The organism is Acinetobacter sp. YH12076 (assembly GCF_013419525.1).
Classification (GTDB): domain Bacteria; phylum Pseudomonadota; class Gammaproteobacteria; order Pseudomonadales; family Moraxellaceae; genus Acinetobacter; species Acinetobacter amyesii.
This window is the reverse complement of record NZ_VOZY01000001.1, coordinates 166236-183911: the sequence shown is the minus strand read 5'-3', so window position 1 is coordinate 183911 and position 17676 is coordinate 166236. Positions and strand designations below refer to the sequence as shown.

Genomic DNA, 17676 nt, shown 5'->3' with positions numbered 1-17676 from the left:
TATATTCCATACTGCAGTTATATTTTCAATCTCAGCACCCTAAGGCACTGAGATTACCTAAAAAATTAAAATGAAGAGCTAGTTATAACTCCACATGTATGGGTATATGTGAGCTTCCTCACAAGAACTATCTTAAATTACATATTTGGATAATTCGGACCACCACCGCCTTCAGGCGTTACCCAGGTGATATTCTGAGAGGGATCTTTGATGTCACAAGTCTTACAATGCACACAGTTTGCTGCGTTAATTTGGAAACGTTTAGAACCGTCATTCTCTTCCATAATTTCATAAACACCAGCAGGGCAGTAGCGCTGAGCAGGCTCATCCCATTTTGGTAAGTTCACATTTACTGGAATAGAGGCATCTGTCAGCTTCAAGTGAGCAGGCTGGTTTTCTTCATGTACTGTGTTTGAAACGAATACAGAAGATAGGCGGTCGAACGTTAACTTGCCATCCGGTTTTGGATAGTTTGGTTTCACATTTTTCGCTTCTACAGATTTCATTACGCTGTAGTCAGGCTGTAAGTCATGCAGCGTAAATGGCACTTTAAAGATGTTTTGATCGATAAAGTTGAATGCGCCGCCGCCGAATGTGCCGAACTTGTGCATTGCAGGGCTGAAGTTACGAGAGTTATATAACTCTTCTTTCAACCAGCTGTTGTTGAATTTGTCTGTGTACGCAGTTAATTCTTTAGTGAAGAAGTCTTCACCTTCAGTCACACGTGCAATCGCAAGGTCACCACCTTTTTCCACACCAGCAGCAATCGCTTCAAATACAGCTTCACCACAAAGCATGCCTGATTTCATTGCTGTATGAGAGCCTTTGATTTTCGCAAAGTTCAGGAAACCTGCATCATCACCAATTAAGCTACCACCTGGGAAAGTGAATTTAGGTAGAGAGTTGAAACCACCTTTCACAACCGCACGTGCGCCATAAGAAATACGTTTACCACCTTCAAGATATTGCTTGATCAGTGGATGTGTTTTCCAACGCTGCATTTCCATAAATGGATACATGTGTGGATTGGTGTATGACAAGTCAACGATCATACCCAACGTCACTTGGTTGTTTTCAGCGTGGTATAACCACCAACCGCCTGAAGAACCTGTTTCACTTAAAGGCCAACCTGCACCGTGCATCACCAAACCTAGCTTGTGTTTAGCAGGATCGATTTCCCAAAGTTCTTTAATACCAATACCGTAATGTTGCGGATCAGCATCTTTATCTAAGTTGAACTGAGCAATCAGACGTTTACCTAAGTGACCACGGCAACCTTCAGCAAATAATGTGTATTTGGCATGCAGTTCATAGCCAGGAGTAAAGTTATGCGTTGGTTCGCCATCTTTACCAATGCCCATGTCGCCAGTCTGAATACCTTTCACAGTACCATCTTCATGGTAAAGGATTTCAGAAGCAGCAAAGCCTGGGAAAATAGACACTTCTAATTCTTCAGCTTTAGCACCCAACCAACGAACCACGTTACCTAACGAAATGACATAGTTGCCATCGTTATGCATGGTTTTAGGCACCATCCAGTGTGGCGCTTCTTGTGATTTTTCATCAGACAACAAGAAATAAGTTTTGTCTTCAGTCACCGGCACATTTAAAGGCGCGCCTTCTTCTTTCCAATTCGGGAACAATTCATTCATCGCGCGTGGTTCAAGCACAGCGCCAGACAGAATATGCGCACCTACTTCGGAGCCCTTTTCTACGACACAAACGGACAAATCGTTTAGGTTATTTTCAATTGCAAGTTGACGAATTTTAATCGCCGCAGAAAGACCCGCAGGGCCTGCACCTACGATGACTACGTCAAACTCCATCGATTCACGTGTAATCTCTTCCATGATTTTTCACTCTATTTATCGCAATTTAAAATTCATCTTTGAAATATCAGTCTAAAAAAAGCGAGCTTGCTGACTTCAACAAGCCCGCAAAAGGGTTAAATCACGCCTGCAAGTATCAAAGATTGAATATATTCGGGGCTGAAATCTAATTCATTAAGAATAGATTGGGTATGCTGACCTAAACTTGGTATGGCTTGCACAGTAAAATCCTCAGCATTTGATAAGCCGACCGGTTTTAAGGTTGGAATTTTTCCAACAGGTGAATCCACCTCAATCCAGCGCTGACGTGCCTGAAGCTGCGGATGTTGCCATAGGTCTTGAACCTCATTGACGCGTGCATTGGCAATATTGGCGTTTTCTAAACGTTGCATAATTTCAGCTTGTGACCATAGGCTGAACTTTTGTTCGATCATTTGACACAATGTATGTCTGTTTTGCGAGCGTAGTGTATTGGTGCGGAACCTTGCATCTAAATAAAGTTCAGGAGCATCCAAGACCACTTCACAAAAGGCTTGCCATTCACGCTCATTTTGCACACCTAAAATCACTTGCTTTTGATCCCCAGTCGGGAACGGCCCATAGGGGTAAATGGTTGCATGTGAAGCGCCGCTGCGTGGCGGTGAGGATTCACCGTTTAACGTGTAATACAGCGGGTATCCCATCCATTCCGTCATGCTTTCCAGCATAGAGACATCAATGCGTTTGCCTTTACCTGTTTTACCGCGTTCAATGAGCGCAGCTAAGATATTGCTATAGGCATACATGCCGGCAGAAATATCTGCGATGGAACATCCCGCTTTCACACTTTGCTCATCAGTTCCGGTAATAGAGAGAAAGCCTGACTCACTCTGAATCAGCAAGTCATACGCTTTTTTGTCACGGTATGGCCCAGGATGATTAAGATCATCGCCATATCCAGAAATGTCGCAGACAATAATTCTAGGATTAATTTCAGCAAGCTCTTCGTATGAAAAGCCTAAGCGTGATGCCGCACCGGGTGCTAAGTTTTGTACTAAAACATCCGCTTTTAATAAAAGTTGTTTGACAATAGCTTTTGCTTGTTCAGTTTTTAAATCTAAAGTCAGGCTTTCTTTTGAACGGTTTGTCCAAACAAAATGAGAAGACATGCCATCTACACGTTCATCGTATTTTCGGGCAAAGTCACCAACCTGTGGGCGTTCAATTTTGATGACACGTGCCCCAAGGTCTGCGAGTTGCCTTGTACAAAATGGCGCAGCAATCGCATGTTCTAAAGAGACTACCGTGATTCCATCTAAAGCTGGCATGTTAACCCTCGTGATATTGTACAACGCCTTTCATTGCAATTTGCCCGTCGGATTTTTCAATCCATAATTCAGCTTGATTGAGCTGTACATCGCCACAAATTGAAAATGTATTGAAATCATATACAGGATTAACAGCTTTGAATTCGAAGCGCGAAATTTTTTTATCGCTATGTTCTTGTTTAAATGTATGCAGCAGCAATGTTGCTAATAGGGGACCGTGAACGACGAGTCCTGGGTAGCCTTCTGTTTCCATCGCATACGGACGATCATAATGGATTTTATGACTATTGAAGGTTAAAGCAGAATAGCGGAATAACGTAGTGGTATTCACTGAAAAACTTTTTTTGTATGAATATGACTTTTCAGTGACTGCAATTGGGGTAACAGCTTTAAGCGCTTGCGGCTGATTAGACGCAGCGCGATAAACGATATCCTGTTCTTCAACAATTGCTAAAGTATCATTGGAAAATATAGAGTGTTTTACAGTAACGAAGTACATATCACCGCTTTTGCCAGATTTAAACTGAATTTTAATAATTTCAGATTCTTTACGGACGTTGGTATTGAGCAGTACGGGTTCAATAAACTCAATTCGGCTGCCTGCCCACATGCGTTTAGGGAAGGGAATAGGGGGTAAAAAACCGCCTTTTTTAGGGTGTCCATCTTCAGCGAGGTTTTCTGAATTCACAATGGGCAGGAAATAAAACCATTGATATAAGTGCGGTAACTCACTGATTTTATTTTCTGTCTGATTTAGCAACGCTTGCATCATTGAGACAGAGCGAGGATGTGTAAAATCATTTAAAACTTCTTTTTTGCCAATCCAAGCATCAAAATTTTCCATATTCTTATCCTGATATTCCATTCTTTATTTCTTACGATGCGCGGTCAATAATTTTCTGTGCTTGTAAAATGACAGGCAGATCAACCATTTTTCCATTCAAACTGACCGCTTGTCCTTTCGCTTCTTCAACGGCTTGCATGATTTGGTTCGCCCAAGTGATTTCTTGCGAACTTGGATTAAATGTTTGATTGACAAGATTGACTTGGTTGGGATGAATACACAATTTGCCAGCAAAACCTAAATTTTTAGCTTGCTGTGTTTCTAAACGGATTAAATCTTCGTCTTTAAAATCAACCGTCACGCCATCTACTGGCGCTTGAATCTTTGCAAGTTGAGAAGCTAAAACAATTTCATTTCTAAATGACAACAGTTCTAAATAACCACCATTCATATTCATCTCAAGCTGGAAATCAATCGTGCCAAACATTAAAGCAATGACATGCTTGGTGCACGCAATTTGTCTGACATTAGCGAAGCCCAGAGGTGTTTCAATCAGTGGAAAAATACCGATATTACGAATTTTCAGCACAGCTTCAATTTCTGCGCTGGATTCAGTTTTAGGTAAAACAATTGCGCTTACATTTGGAAATTTCGCTAATTCGATATCTGCCAAGAACCATTCAGTTTGGCTTGAGTTAACGCGGATCATCACTTGAAGTTCAGGATGATCTTGCAGCCAAGCAGTAAGGTCATCACGTGAAGACTGTTTGAGATCAAAAGGAACGGCATCTTCTAGGTCTATGATCACAGCATCGGCATCAGTGTTGAGCGCCTTTTCGAAGCGCTCAACACGATTGGCTGGAACAAAGAGATAAGAACGTGCTGATTTCATCACTTTATTCATTGGCTTACCTCATTAGAAAGAACGTGGGAGACCAAGTAAGTGTTCAGCAACAAAGCTGTAAATTAAGTTGGTTGAAATAGGTGCAACTTGATATAAGCGTGTTTCACGGAATTTACGTTCGATATCATATTCATTGGCAAAACCGAAACCGCCATGGAATTGAAGGCAGTTATTTGCCGCTTCCCAACTTGATTTCGCTGCTAGATACTTTGCCATATTGGCTTCTGCACCACATTTTTCACCACGATCAAACATTTCACATGCACGGAAGCGCATTAGGTTTGCTGCTTCAATTTCAATGAAATTCTCTGCTAATGGAAACTGTACGCCTTGGTTCTGACCAATTGGGCGGCCAAATACCACACGGTCTTTCACATATTGTGTAGCACGGTCCATAAACCAGTAGCCGTCACCAATACATTCTGCAGCAATTAAAGTACGTTCAGCATTTAAGCCATCTAAAATATATTTAAAGCCTTTGCCTTCTTCCCCAATCAGGTTTTCTTCAGGAATTTCTAAATTATCAAAGAAAATTTCGTTGGTTTCGTGGTTGACCATATTTGGAATAGGGCGGACGATCATGCCATTTTTCTCAGCTTCACGTAAATCCACCATGAAAATGGACATACCTTCTGATTTTTTTGTGACTTCAGAAAGTGGAGTTGTACGCGCAAGCAGAATCATCCAATCACTGTGCTGTACACGAGAGATAAAAACTTTTTGTCCATTCACCACATAGCGGTCGCCTTTTTTTACTGCTGTGGTTTTAATTTTGGTGGTGTCTGTACCTGTTGTTGGTTCAGTCACACCCATGGTTTGTAAGCGCCATTCACCCGTTGCAATTTTAGGTAAATACAATTCTTTTTGTGCTTTAGAACCGTGGCGCAATAATGTGCCCATGTTATACATTTGACCATGGCATGATCCTGCATTGCCGCCGCTGCGGTTAACTTCTTCCATAATAATAGAAGCTTCAGTCAAGCCTAGACCAGAACCGCCATATTCTTCAGGAATCATGGCTGCCATCCAACCTGCTTTTGTCAACGCATCAACAAACTCTTCTGGATAAGAACGTTCTTCGTCAATTTTACGATGATATTCTGCTGGAAATTCAGCACATAAAGCGCGGACTGCTTCGCGGATTTCTTGGTAATTATTGATTGTGCTTTTCATTTGATGTCCTTATCGAAACAGGTTTTTAGTAACTTGTAACGATCATATATTGTTATTATGGAAATAATAAAATAGAATATTTTGATAGTCGTTATGCTAAAAGAATATTGAAATGGACATCAAACAATTACGATCTTTTATAACAATTTCAGAGACTAAGAATATTACTAAAGCAGCAGCTTTATTAAATATTGTACAGCCTGCTGTTTCACGCCAAATTCATTTGCTTGAGGATGAGCTTGGAGTGGAATTATTTGAGCGTGGCCGTCATGGCATGCATTTAACTAATGAAGGGAAAATTTTAGAAGTCTATGCAAGGCGTGTTTTAAAAGAAATTGAAACTGCCAAAATTGAATTAACTTCATCCGATGGTGCTCTTAAAGGCACTGTTAATGTCGGTATTTTAGCGAGTCTGAGTGAAGCATTATCTGTATCTTTAATGAGAGTGATTAAAGAGAAATATCCCTTTGTAAATTTAAAAATTACAGTGGGCTATTCAGGGCATTTGAAAGAATGGTTAGAGAGCGGGGAGATTGATGTTGCTCTGATTTATGGATCAGTATCATCCAAATTTTTAGATTTGCAACCGCTTGTTCGTGAGCAGTTATGGCTGATAGGTGCTTTTGATTCTAAATTGAATGAACTCGAAGATATTGAACTGAAGCAAATGTCTACATTTGAATTGATTCTGCCATATACACCACATCGTTTACGTACCCTGATTGAACAGGGCTTTCATAAAGCAAAATATGAACTCAAGATCAGTGCAGAAGTGAATGATTTAAATGTGCAAAAACAATTGGTGAAAGAAGGCTTTGGATTTACGATTTTACCGCTGGTTTCTATTAAAACAGAATTAGCGCAAAAGACATTGCAGGCCTCAATTATTAATCACCCAGATTTTATGCGAGAAGTTGGATTGGCTTTACCAAACACTCGTCATATTTCTAAATTGGTGCATACCATTGCAAATGAAATTGTCGAAAGCTCTAGACAGGCTGTGTATTCTGGTAAATGGCTTGGCTGTGAATGGATCGGTCAAAAATAAAAAAATGCTCCAAAGGGAGCATTTTTTTATGAATATATAAACTTATGTTGTCTTATTTGCAGCTACAGCTGTATTTACACTGGCATTTGCTGACTCTAAGTTTTGCGTGCCAGCTTGAGGGTCATACATTTTTTCTTTAATAAATAGTGTTGGTAATGCACATATTAAATATGCAATGCCCATCACTAAGAAGCCTAAACCAATAGAACCTTCTGTTGCAATGAAACCAATGGTTGCAGGCGCAATAGTCGAACCGATACGTCCAACATTATGTGCGGTACCAATTGCTGTTCCACGTACATTGGTCGGGAAACTTTCTGACATATATGTGGTATATACACCTAACGGCATGCCATATAAGAAACCAAAAATCACAAGCAAGTACAGAATATTGCTGGCATTATGGAACATTACAATGATGATTAAGAAAATTGCAGTAGAAATGGCACCGAACATGAAGGTAAACTTACGTCCGAATTTATCACCCATTACACCAGCCAAAATCTTACCGCCAATCATTGCTGTATAGCTGCCGATCAGGTAATTGGTCATAGATTTGAAGTTCATACCCAATTCTTGCTCTAGGTACAACGGCATCCAGTTATTTACACCGTAATAACCAAACTGCATGAAGCCTGCGACAATCATCCAAAACACCAGTGTTCTGAAAATTAATTTATCTTCAACTAAGGCTTTAAATACAGAGCGGTCAGTTTTAACCATTTTAGCTTCATTTTGGGTGCGATTCAGTCGTGCATTTTTCCACGATTCCGATTCTTTAACAAAAACGGGCATAAGAATACCGATGATTACCGCTGAACCACTTACCATGAATAGCATACGCCAGCCATGTTCTGGAATAATTGCACCAGCAAGTAATGAGGCCACAATATAGCCAAATGTCCATCCGGTAAAAATTGTCGCAATAATTGTAGTACGATATTTTGTAGGAACGAGTTCAGACATCAAACCTGCGCAAACCATATATACCGCACCTAAGCCTAAAGCGGATAGAAAGCGAACTGCAGCAAATTGATAGACGTCTGAAACGAAACCTAAAAGTGCTGTCAATATAGAGAACTTGATGATACTTAATGAAATAACACGAACACGACCGAATTTATCACTGGCCCAACCGCCAAAAATACCACCGATAGCCATACCAGCAAGAGTTACACTGCCTAGCATTCCAGCTTGAAATGACGATAATCCAAACTCTGCTTTTAAACTGGATAGGCTATAAGAGAGGAGCAACATATCTGCGCCATCAACTAAAAGAACTAAAAAGCAGAATATAAAAGCAGCGATCCACTTTTGCTTAGGCGGTGAACTGACTACATCTGTTGCTTGCATATAATTCATCCTTAAATGTTTTTTTAATATTTTTATAGCCTGCTATATTTGTAATTTTGATTAACCTGAAATAATAATCAGGCAATTATCAGATAGCATTATTGGCTATAATAAAATATAGATACGAACGTTATTTAAAATAGGTAAATTAATTTATCGATCCTGATTAAATTAATTTATTAGGAATATTAAGTTTGTCTGAAAATAGCGAGACGTCTTAATGTTCTATATTTAATATAACGATGCTTTATTTGAATTTAAATAGATATAAATATGTTATGTTTTGATCTATTTAATGTTGAAAATTGATCGCAGATCAAACAAAAAACCATCTCTGAAAGAGATGGTTTTTGCAGAATATTTAAACTTTTTCAAATAAAGCCGCAATGCCTTGCCCGCCGCCAATGCACATGGTTTCTAAACCATATTTTGCATCTCTGCGCTGCATCTCATGCAAAAGAGTAGTCATAATACGGATACCCGTTGCGCCAATAGGGTGACCGAGTGAAATGCCAGAACCATTGACATTAACACGCGAGTAGTCGTGTATATCTAATGCTTTTAACACTGCTAGTGCTTGAGCAGCAAAGGCTTCATTTACTTCAAGCAAGTCAATTTCATCTAAGCTGATATTGTGTTTTGACAGCAATTTTTGTACCGCCGGTACAGGGCCAATACCCATGCGGCTTGGTTCACAGCCGACTGCACTCCAGCCGACTATTTTAGCTAGTGGTTTCAAACCATGTTTTTCTGCATATTCGGCACTGACCACTAAACATCCTGCAGCCGCATCATTTTGCTGACTCGAATTTCCTGCGGTAGTGACACCATTTTCACGCAGATTACGAAGTTTGGCTAATCCTTCTGCTGTAGTATCAGCTCGAATCCCTTCGTCACGAAGTACTACAGTTGTTTGTTTTTTAGTTTTAACTTCGACAGGAATGACTTCATCTGCAAATAAACCATTATTCCATGCAGCATCGGCTCTTTGATGGCTTAGTGCTGCAAAAGCATCGCATTCTTCACGGCTGATATTGTAATCATGTGCTAAGTTGTCTGCAGTTTCAGGCATACCTGAAATATAGCCAAAGCGCTCTACAGGCTGTGAACGTTCACGGCCACGTTCTAAGCGGTCATAAAAAGTCACATTACCTGCGCGTGAGCCCCAGCGCATATTGGTCGAGTAATATTCAATATTACTCATGCTTTCTACACCCAGAACAAGAATAGATTCCGCTTGGCCAGTTTGAATATTCATTGCAGCATTCATTAAGGCTTGCAGACCTGAACCACAGCGGCGGTCAAGTGTGTATCCCGGAACTTCAATAGGAAGATTAGCTGCTAAAGCTGCATAACGGCCAAGGCAGGGTGCTTCACTGGATGCATACGACTGTGAGGCAATAACTTCATCAATAGTTGATGGATCAATTTGTGTCTTTTCTAGAACTGCTTCAATGACTTTCACCGCTAGATCTACAGCAGATAAGGATGCTAGACCTCCGCCAAATTTGCCAATAGGTGTGCGGATTGGGCTGACAATATAGGCTTCTTTCATCATTAACTCCATTTAAAGATAAATCGTATTTTGTGCATCTGATCTCAATTGTGCTCTGTACTCAGGTGCAGCAATCGCAATCATTTTCTCTAGACGCTGTTTAATGGATAAGCCACGTAAATCGGCAATGCCAAATTCAGTGACAATAATGCCAATGTCACATCGAGGTGTTGAAACAGGGCCGTTTAGGCGAGAGACAATGCGGGAAAAATTTTTGCCGGCCGCAGGCAGTGCGATAATAGAACAGCCATTTTTTGCCTGATTGGCTGCGCGGATGAAATCCAAGGCGCCGCCAATTGCGCCAACATAGACTCCATTTGCAACTTCAGCGTTAACTTGCCCAGTCAGATCGACTTCAATCGCTGAATTCACCGCGATTAAGTTGTGAATTTTGGTCAACACGTCGGCACTGTGTGTATAGGAGGTTGGCCGTAATTGAATCTCTGCATTCAGTTGCACTAACTGCTGTAATGCGTCTGAGCCATTAATTAAGCCGGTAATAGTGATACCGGTATCAATCGGTTTTTCAGCATTGTTAATCACACCAAGTTTGGTCAGTTCACCAACACCATCATTAATAATCCCGCTATGAATCCCTAAATTTTTGTGCTGATTTAAGGCATTTAAAACGGCTTCAGGCAGGGTGCCGATGCCAATTTGCAAGGTTGAGCCATTTGGTATGATTGAGGCAACATTTTCTGCAATTTTCAGATTAACTAATGAGTGTTCATTATTTAATTCAGCGCTATGTTTATAATTTGATTCTAAGAAATAATCAAAATCCGCTTGTTTTAAATATGTCTCTGAATATGTCCAAGGAATATCTGAATTAATTTGTGCAATAATGATTTTAGATTTAGGAATTAAATCTGAAATATAATCCTGACCATGCCCAAAACTATATTGTCCTAATTCATTTGGCGCAGAAACCTGTATTAATAAAATATCAGGTGATATATTATCTGCCAGTGTTGAATAATGTAAAGGCAGAATATCTAAATGATGGTTCTTTGCCAAATTACGATTACTGCCAGCACCGCAATAACTTGAGAAATCGATTTTTTCAGCATGTACTGGCTGACACGTGGTGTAGTTACTGATGCCTAAAAATACACGGAATTTTGGCAATTCAGATAACTTTTGCATTAAATCCTGTGTTAAAGAAATAGGTTCAGCTTGAGCTTGCCCCCAGACAATTAAGTCATTTTCTTTAATGATGTTTTTCCAGTCGACAGTCATTACTTTGTTCATCATATTCATTCATTTATACATAAGAACAAAAAAAGGGCTCGTCCTGTTGAGCCCTATTATTTTTAAGATGCTTCGCGAATCATGTTACGGGCAATAATGATTTGCTGAATTTGTGTTGTACCTTCATATAAACGGAATAAGCGTACATCACGGTAGAAGCGTTCAATAGGGTATTCGCTGATATAGCCTGATCCACCTAAAATTTGTACACCGCGGTCTGCTACTCGGCCGCACATTTCAGTGGCAAACATTTTTGCACAAGAGGATTCCGTGCTGACATTTTGTCCCGCATCACGTTTTCTTGCTGCATCTAAAACCATACATTTTGATGCATAAATTTCAGCTTTAGAGTCTGCAAGCATGGCTTGAATCAATTGGAAATTAGCAATTGGCTCGCCAAATTGGGTACGTTCCATTGCATAGCGTAAAGAGTCTTCGAGGATACGCGTTGCTGCACCCGCACTAAGTGCTGCAATATGCAGACGGCCTTTGTCGAGCACTTTCATGGCAGTTTTAAAACCGACCCCTTCAACACCGCCAATCAGGCTTGATGCAGGAATGCGGCAGTTTTCAAAAATAACGTCACAGGTATGCGCGCCTTTTTGCCCCATTTTTTTATCACGCTTACCAAGTGAAATGCCTGGTAATTTACTGTCGATGATAAAAGCCGAAATACCTCCTGCACCTTTAATATCTGGATTAGTACGTGCCATTACTGTAAAGACACCGGCATGCGGGGCATTGGTAATAAATCGCTTCGTACCATTTAAAATATATTCATCACCATCTTTTACTGCTGTTGTTTTTAATGAAGCCGCATCAGAACCCGAGTTAGGTTCAGTCAAACAAAAAGAACCAATGATTTCGCCTGAAGCAAATTTAGGTAAAAATTGCTGTTTTTGTTCTTCTGTGCCATCAATGATTAAACCCGCAGCTCCAATACCGTTATTTGTGCCAATGTACGAACGGAAGGCTGGAGAGGTGCGTCCAAGCTCAAATGCAATGATGACTTCTTCTTCCATGGTTAAGCCAAGACCTTCATATTGATCTGGAATTGTTAAACCAAATAGTCCTAACTCTTTCATTTGCTGAACGACATGCGGTGGCATTTCATCTGTTTCAGCCATTAACTCTTCATTCGGAATTAATACGCCATCAACGAATTGACGAATTGTATCTACCAATTGATCTAATGTTTCTTGATCGCGGATCATGACAGTGGCTCCTTGTGTCATTTATGAACTGTTCTCGTCTGAACAGCTATTCAATTTTGTTTAATTATTTCTCACTTTATACAGTGTCAATGTTATCACTTCAATCAGATTTTAAGATTAAACAGTGAAATTTATATGTTAATTTTTGATCAAAATAATCAAAAATTAATATCCACTTTTAGTCTATTTTTAAAGGTTTCATCATTCCTTTTAAAAATAATCATCTGTATATTGACTTTAAAATTCGCTGTACGGAATACAAAAGAACGGTATGGATATACTTAAAATAGCTGTTAAGAAAGATGGGGTTGCAATTGTTGAATTGCATCGCCCTGAAGCGCGAAATGCTTTAAATTTAGCGCTTAGAGAGGCCTTGGCAAATGCCTTTGATGCTTTAGATGCCGATAAAAATGTAAAAGTGATTGTGTTGACTGGCGGTGAAAAAATCTTTGCTGCTGGTGCTGATGTTAACGATTTTCTAACGGCTACAACTAGCCAAATGTATTTGCGCCACACTGAAAAATACTGGAAAAGTATATCAAATTGCAGCAAGCCTATTATTGCTGCTGTAAATGGCTATGCATTGGGTGGCGGCTGTGAGCTTGCCATGCATGCAGACATTATTATTGCGAGCGAAACAGCAACTTTTGGACAGCCAGAAGTCAAGCTCGGTCTTATGCCGGGAGCAGGCGGTACGCAGCGTTTATTACGTGCTATTGGCAAATATCAAACCATGCTGTTGGTGTTGACAGGAAAATTAATTCCTGCTCAGGAAGCATTGCAAATGGGTTTGGTTTCAGAAGTAACAGCAGGTGATGCGACGCCAAAAGCAATTGAAATAGCAAATACGATTGCTGGTTTTTCAACGATTGCTGTACAGCAGATTAAGGAAGTGACCAATTTAGGACAGGATATGTCTTTAGATGGCGCACTTGCGCTAGAGCGTAAAGCTTTGCAAATTTTATTTGATACGAAGGATCAAAAAGAGGGTGCAAAAGCCTTTTTAGAAAAACGACCAGCTGTGTATCAAGGAGAGTAACACAATGAAAATTGAGAAAATGGCGCTAGTGGGTACTGGCGTAATGGGTATGGGTATTGCGCAAATTGCAGCACAGGCAGGTCTTGAGGTTCGTTTATTTGATGCAAAAGAAGGTGCGGCTCAAGTAGGTTTAAATAAACTTAAAGCTACTTTGGAAAAATTGGTAGCGAAAGGGAAAATTTCTCCAGCTGCTTTTGAGCAAACTATTTCCCGTTTTATTGTGGTTGATCAGTTAGAGCAAGTAGCTGGTGTTGACTTGGTTGTTGAAGCAATTATTGAAAACTTAGAAATTAAACAGACTTTGTTTAAGCATCTGGAAGAAATTGTTTCTGAGTCGGCTATTTTAGTTTCAAATACTTCGTCATTGGTCGTTACAGAAATTGCTGCAAGCTGTAAGCATAAAGAACGCATAGCAGGATTCCATTTTTTCAATCCTGTCCCGCTGATGAAAATTGTAGAAGTGGTCAAAGGTTTATTTACTTCGGATGAAGTCGTTGATTCTTTATTAGAATTGGCAGAGCGCATGGGCCACTTTGGTGTGAAAACTAAGGATACACCAGGATTTTTGGTGAATCATGCAGGACGTGCTTTTGGAACAGAGTCACTTAAAATTTTAGGTGAAGGTGTTGCAACTGTCAGTGAAATGGACCGCATTTTACGTGAGTCTGCAGGTTTTAAAATGGGGCCGTTTGAACTGTATGATTTAACAGGGCTAGATGTTTCTCATCGTGTGATGGAATCCATTTTCAATCAGTATTATCAAGAAGACCGTTACCGTCCAAGTACACTTACTCGTTTAATGCTTTCTGGCAATACAGTAGGCAAAAAAGTTGGGCAAGGTTTCTACCGTTATGATCAAGATACACGTTTAGATCAAGAGCCGCCGCAAGCTGTGCCGAATGTAAAAGAGTTTAATGCAGTTTGGTTGGGTACAGACTTTGAAACGGACCGTGAAATTTTAGCGCAATATGTTCAATCACAAGGCTTAACTTTAGATACTGCAGAAAGTCCTGCTGCTGATAGCCTAATTGTATTGGCTACTTATGGCGAAGACACGACAACTGCAAGCCAGCGTTTTAATGTGGATGCTGCTCGAAGTGTCAGCATTGATATGCTGACTGACTTTAATATGCGTCGCGTATTAATGCCGTCGATTATTACAGATAAAAAATATATTGATCAAGCGCATGCATTATTTGCAAAAAATAATCATGGTGTCAGCGTGATTGAAGAAAGTGTGGGCTTTGTCAGTCAGCGTGTGATTTCAATGATCATTAATTTGGCATGTGATATTGCTCAGCAGCGTATCGCTTCTGCTTCAGATATTGATAAAGCTGTACGTTTAGGTCTCGGTTATCCGCATGGCCCGATCAGCTGGGGCAATGTTCTTGGCGCACATCGTATTTTATTGGTACTTGATCGTATTTACGCAATTACCGGTGATCAGCGTTATCGTCCGAGCCCATGGCTGCAGCGCCGCGCAAAACTTAAATTGGATTTGCTGCACACAGCATCGATTTAACGGATTTATTGATCAATTTTTTAAGAACGAAACAATATTCTGAACGGATTTAGAGGTGATTTATTATGGGTACTTTAGATGGTATTCGCGTACTGGATTTAAGCCGTATTTTAGCAGGCCCTTGGTGTGGTCAAATATTGGCTGACCTTGGCGCTGAAGTGATTAAGGTTGAACGTCCGAGTGTTGGTGATGATACTCGTATGTGGGGGCCGCCTTGGATGAAAAATGACGCTGGGGAAGAGACACGTGAAGGTGCGTATTTCCAAGCTGCAAACCGCAATAAGCATTCAATTACCATTGATATTTCTAAGCCAGAAGGACAGGAGATTATCCGTCAGCTTGCTAAGGATTCAGACGTAGTTATTGAAAACTATAAGGCGGGTTCGTTAAAAAATTACGGTTTAGACTATGAGAGCTTAAAAGAAATTAATCCGGGCTTAGTGTACTGTTCTATTACAGGTTTCGGTCAAGATGGACCGCGTGCAGAAGAGCCGGGTTATGACTACATCATTCAGGGTATTGGCGGTTTGATGTCAGTTACAGGTGATAAAGAGCCGTTAAAAACCAGCGTTGCATTTGCTGACTTAAATACAGGTTTATATTCTGCTATTGCCATTCAAGCGGCAATTATTAACCGCTTTAAGACAGGACAAGGTCAGCATATTGATATGGCGTTGCTGGATGTACAAGTTGCATGTTTAGCCAATATTGGCATGAACTATATTACCTCAGGTGAAATTCCTAAGCGTTATGGCAACCAGCATGCCAATGTTGTTCCATATCAAGTGTTTAAAGCTTCTGATCAAGACTTTATTGTTGCTTGCGGTAATGACAAGCAATATGTGGTGCTGTGTGAAGCCATCGGCTTGCCTGAATTAGCAACAGATCCGCGTTTTGTGACAAACGCACTTCGACTTAAAAACCGTGATGAAATTGTTGAAATTTTAAGTCAGCATTTCTTAACCAATACAGGTAAATACTGGGTAGAAACTATTCAGAAAGTTAAAGTTCCTGTAGGCGTCATCAATAACCTTGAACAGACTTTTGCTGAACCTCAAGTGATTGCCCGCAAAATGCTCGTTGAAATGAAGCATCCAATGAAAGAAAAATTGAAAGTTATTGCTTCGCCAATGAAATTCTCACGCACTCCAGTGCAATACCGTAAGGCACCGCCAACTTTGGGTGAAGACACCGATGCTGTTTTAGAACGATACCTTGGAGCTGAAGAAATTTCTCAGCTGCGTACGAAGGGTATTGTCGGTTAATAAAAAAGTGTTATTTCGCTTAAATTGCCAATTTAAGCGAAAACTAAGTGTTTAAGTTCCCCTGCAATAAAGGCATCAAATTTTTTTATGAAATTTGAAGGGGACATTTGTTTCATGAAATTGAAATAAAAATAAAATTTCATAATAAATTCAAATAAATGGATGTTTAAAAATCACAGGGAGGGCACTATGTTGCCATTTTTAAAATCAAGTTTAGTTGCAGCGCTGAGCAGCTGTTTATTTATTCCAATGACGTATGCAAATACCGATATTCATCAAAAAATTGATGCATTGTATAAAGAAATAGATCAATTAAAAGCAATGGTTGCGCAGCAAAATGCACAACTGCAGCAAAATCAAAATACCACAGCAACACTTGTAGCCAATACAGAAAAAGCCGATAAATCACTTGTTAAAGCAACCTCTAAAGGTGGTGCGGAAGTCACGCTTTATGGTTTTGTCCGTGCGGATGCTGCATATCAATTTGAAGGCGGCAACGGTATTTTTAACCGTATTAACAACGTAACGTTGGATGGTGATGCCAATAAGAAACAAACCGAAAACCGCTTCGATAGCACATTGACTTCATCACGCATTGGGATGGATTTAAAGACTAAACTGGCAGAAAAAGATATTAATGCCAAAGTGGAAGTCGATTTTCGCGGTGGTGATAAAAACGATACCATTCGTATTCGTCATGCTTATTTGGCTTGGGATAATTGGCTGGTTGGTCAAACCACTTCTTCATTTTTATCGACTGAAACGCTGCCAGAACTTTTAGATTTTAATGGTGTTTTGGGTGGTGGTGTTTATCGAACGCCAATGGTTCGCTATAGCCATGCGCTGTCACCAGATACACAGCTTTTGGTCGGAATAGAAAAATCCAGTGATGCCAATGAATTCCCAGCACTGACGGCAAAAGTGAGTCAAAAACTGGCTAATAACAAACTTTTAATTAATGGTCGAATTTTGGCGCAAGAAGTCAGGAATCGTTCCCAACAGAAAGATCTTAATGAATTTGGTTGGGGTGTCGCAGCAGGTCTGCAATATCAACCCGCGAATAATGTGACAGTGAATGCAAACTACTCTCATGTTGTTGGTGATGATAAGTATTTTTTATATAACTCTACAAACAGCTATATTCAAAACAATGATTTGAAATTAGTTGAGTTTGATGCAGTGAGTGCAGGTCTCACGTATCGTATTAATCCTAAATTAAGAAGTAGCTTGGGTTATGGCGCATTGTTTTATGATGAAAATACCATGACTGGAAATGAGAGTTTACAGCAAGCTTGGCTAAACTTAATGTATAACCCATTTAAACCAGTGACTTTTGGTATGGAGTATATTTATGGTGAGCGTGAAACGATGGACAATAAACAAGGTAAAGATAGCCGTTTAGAGTTTATGGCTAAATATGAATTTTAATTAG

13 protein-coding genes and 1 pseudogene are annotated in these 17676 nt (G+C 40.0%); 5 read left to right on the top strand and 9 right to left on the bottom strand.

Annotated features, from left to right (window positions below; translation table 11 throughout):
- Positions 1 to 137: 137 nt before the first annotated feature.
- The 5 genes from FTU22_RS00745 to FTU22_RS00725 form a co-directional block, all read right to left on the bottom strand.
- Positions 138 to 1850 (bottom strand): electron transfer flavoprotein-ubiquinone oxidoreductase, encoded by a 1713-nt coding sequence (locus FTU22_RS00745; RefSeq protein ID WP_180092345.1) that lies wholly within the window; start codon positions 1848 to 1850, stop codon positions 138 to 140.
- Positions 1851 to 1945: 95 nt separating this feature from the next.
- On the bottom strand, positions 1946 to 3136 hold the full coding sequence (locus tag FTU22_RS00740; protein WP_180092342.1) for a CaiB/BaiF CoA-transferase family protein: 1191 nt from the start codon (positions 3134 to 3136) through the stop codon (positions 1946 to 1948).
- A gap of 1 nt (position 3137) precedes the next feature.
- Positions 3138 to 3980, bottom strand: a complete 843-nt coding sequence (locus tag FTU22_RS00735; RefSeq protein WP_180092339.1) for a hypothetical protein — start codon at positions 3978 to 3980, stop codon at positions 3138 to 3140.
- 31 nt (positions 3981 to 4011) lie between these two features.
- The gene (locus FTU22_RS00730; RefSeq protein WP_257224550.1) at positions 4012 to 4824 is read right to left on the bottom strand and encodes a CoA ester lyase; all 813 of its coding nucleotides are present in this window, start codon (positions 4822 to 4824) and stop codon (positions 4012 to 4014) included.
- A gap of 12 nt (positions 4825 to 4836) precedes the next feature.
- The gene (locus FTU22_RS00725; protein ID WP_180007401.1) at positions 4837 to 5997 is read right to left on the bottom strand and encodes an acyl-CoA dehydrogenase family protein; all 1161 of its coding nucleotides are present in this window, start codon (positions 5995 to 5997) and stop codon (positions 4837 to 4839) included.
- 112 nt (positions 5998 to 6109) lie between these two features.
- On the opposite strand from FTU22_RS00725, the gene FTU22_RS00720 reads away from it, so the two are divergent.
- Positions 6110 to 7045, top strand: a complete 936-nt coding sequence (locus tag FTU22_RS00720; protein WP_180007402.1) for a LysR family transcriptional regulator — start codon at positions 6110 to 6112, stop codon at positions 7043 to 7045.
- A 114-nt stretch (positions 7046 to 7159) separates the two neighbouring features.
- Here FTU22_RS00720 and FTU22_RS00715 read toward each other — a convergent pair.
- From FTU22_RS00715 to FTU22_RS00700, 4 genes and pseudogenes are all read right to left on the bottom strand, one after another.
- A pseudogene (locus FTU22_RS00715) lies at positions 7160 to 8398 on the bottom strand (MFS transporter); the annotation flags it as partial.
- Positions 8399 to 8759: 361 nt separating this feature from the next.
- A complete protein-coding gene (locus FTU22_RS00710; RefSeq protein WP_180007404.1) occupies positions 8760 to 9953 on the bottom strand; it encodes an acetyl-CoA C-acetyltransferase in 1194 nt (397 codons plus the stop codon).
- A gap of 12 nt (positions 9954 to 9965) precedes the next feature.
- The gene (locus FTU22_RS16445; RefSeq protein ID WP_373687079.1) at positions 9966 to 11207 is read right to left on the bottom strand and encodes an acetyl-CoA hydrolase/transferase family protein; all 1242 of its coding nucleotides are present in this window, start codon (positions 11205 to 11207) and stop codon (positions 9966 to 9968) included.
- A gap of 59 nt (positions 11208 to 11266) precedes the next feature.
- Complete coding sequence (locus FTU22_RS00700) at positions 11267 to 12418, bottom strand: acyl-CoA dehydrogenase family protein (protein WP_180007406.1); 1152 nt, start codon at positions 12416 to 12418, stop codon at positions 11267 to 11269.
- Positions 12419 to 12689: 271 nt separating this feature from the next.
- Here FTU22_RS00700 and FTU22_RS00695 point away from each other — a divergent pair, with 271 nt between their 5' ends.
- From FTU22_RS00695 to FTU22_RS00680, 4 genes are all read left to right on the top strand, one after another.
- Entirely contained in the window at positions 12690 to 13457 is a 768-nt protein-coding gene (locus FTU22_RS00695; protein ID WP_180007407.1) for an enoyl-CoA hydratase-related protein, read from the top strand.
- 4 nt (positions 13458 to 13461) lie between these two features.
- Positions 13462 to 14979, top strand: coding sequence for a 3-hydroxyacyl-CoA dehydrogenase (locus FTU22_RS00690; RefSeq protein WP_180007408.1), 1518 nt, complete (start codon positions 13462 to 13464; stop codon positions 14977 to 14979).
- A 65-nt stretch (positions 14980 to 15044) separates the two neighbouring features.
- The gene (locus FTU22_RS00685) at positions 15045 to 16244 is read left to right on the top strand and encodes a CaiB/BaiF CoA-transferase family protein (protein WP_180007409.1); all 1200 of its coding nucleotides are present in this window, start codon (positions 15045 to 15047) and stop codon (positions 16242 to 16244) included.
- A 189-nt stretch (positions 16245 to 16433) separates the two neighbouring features.
- A complete protein-coding gene (locus tag FTU22_RS00680; protein WP_257224551.1) occupies positions 16434 to 17672 on the top strand; it encodes a DcaP family trimeric outer membrane transporter in 1239 nt (412 codons plus the stop codon).
- Positions 17673 to 17676 lie beyond the last annotated feature (4 nt).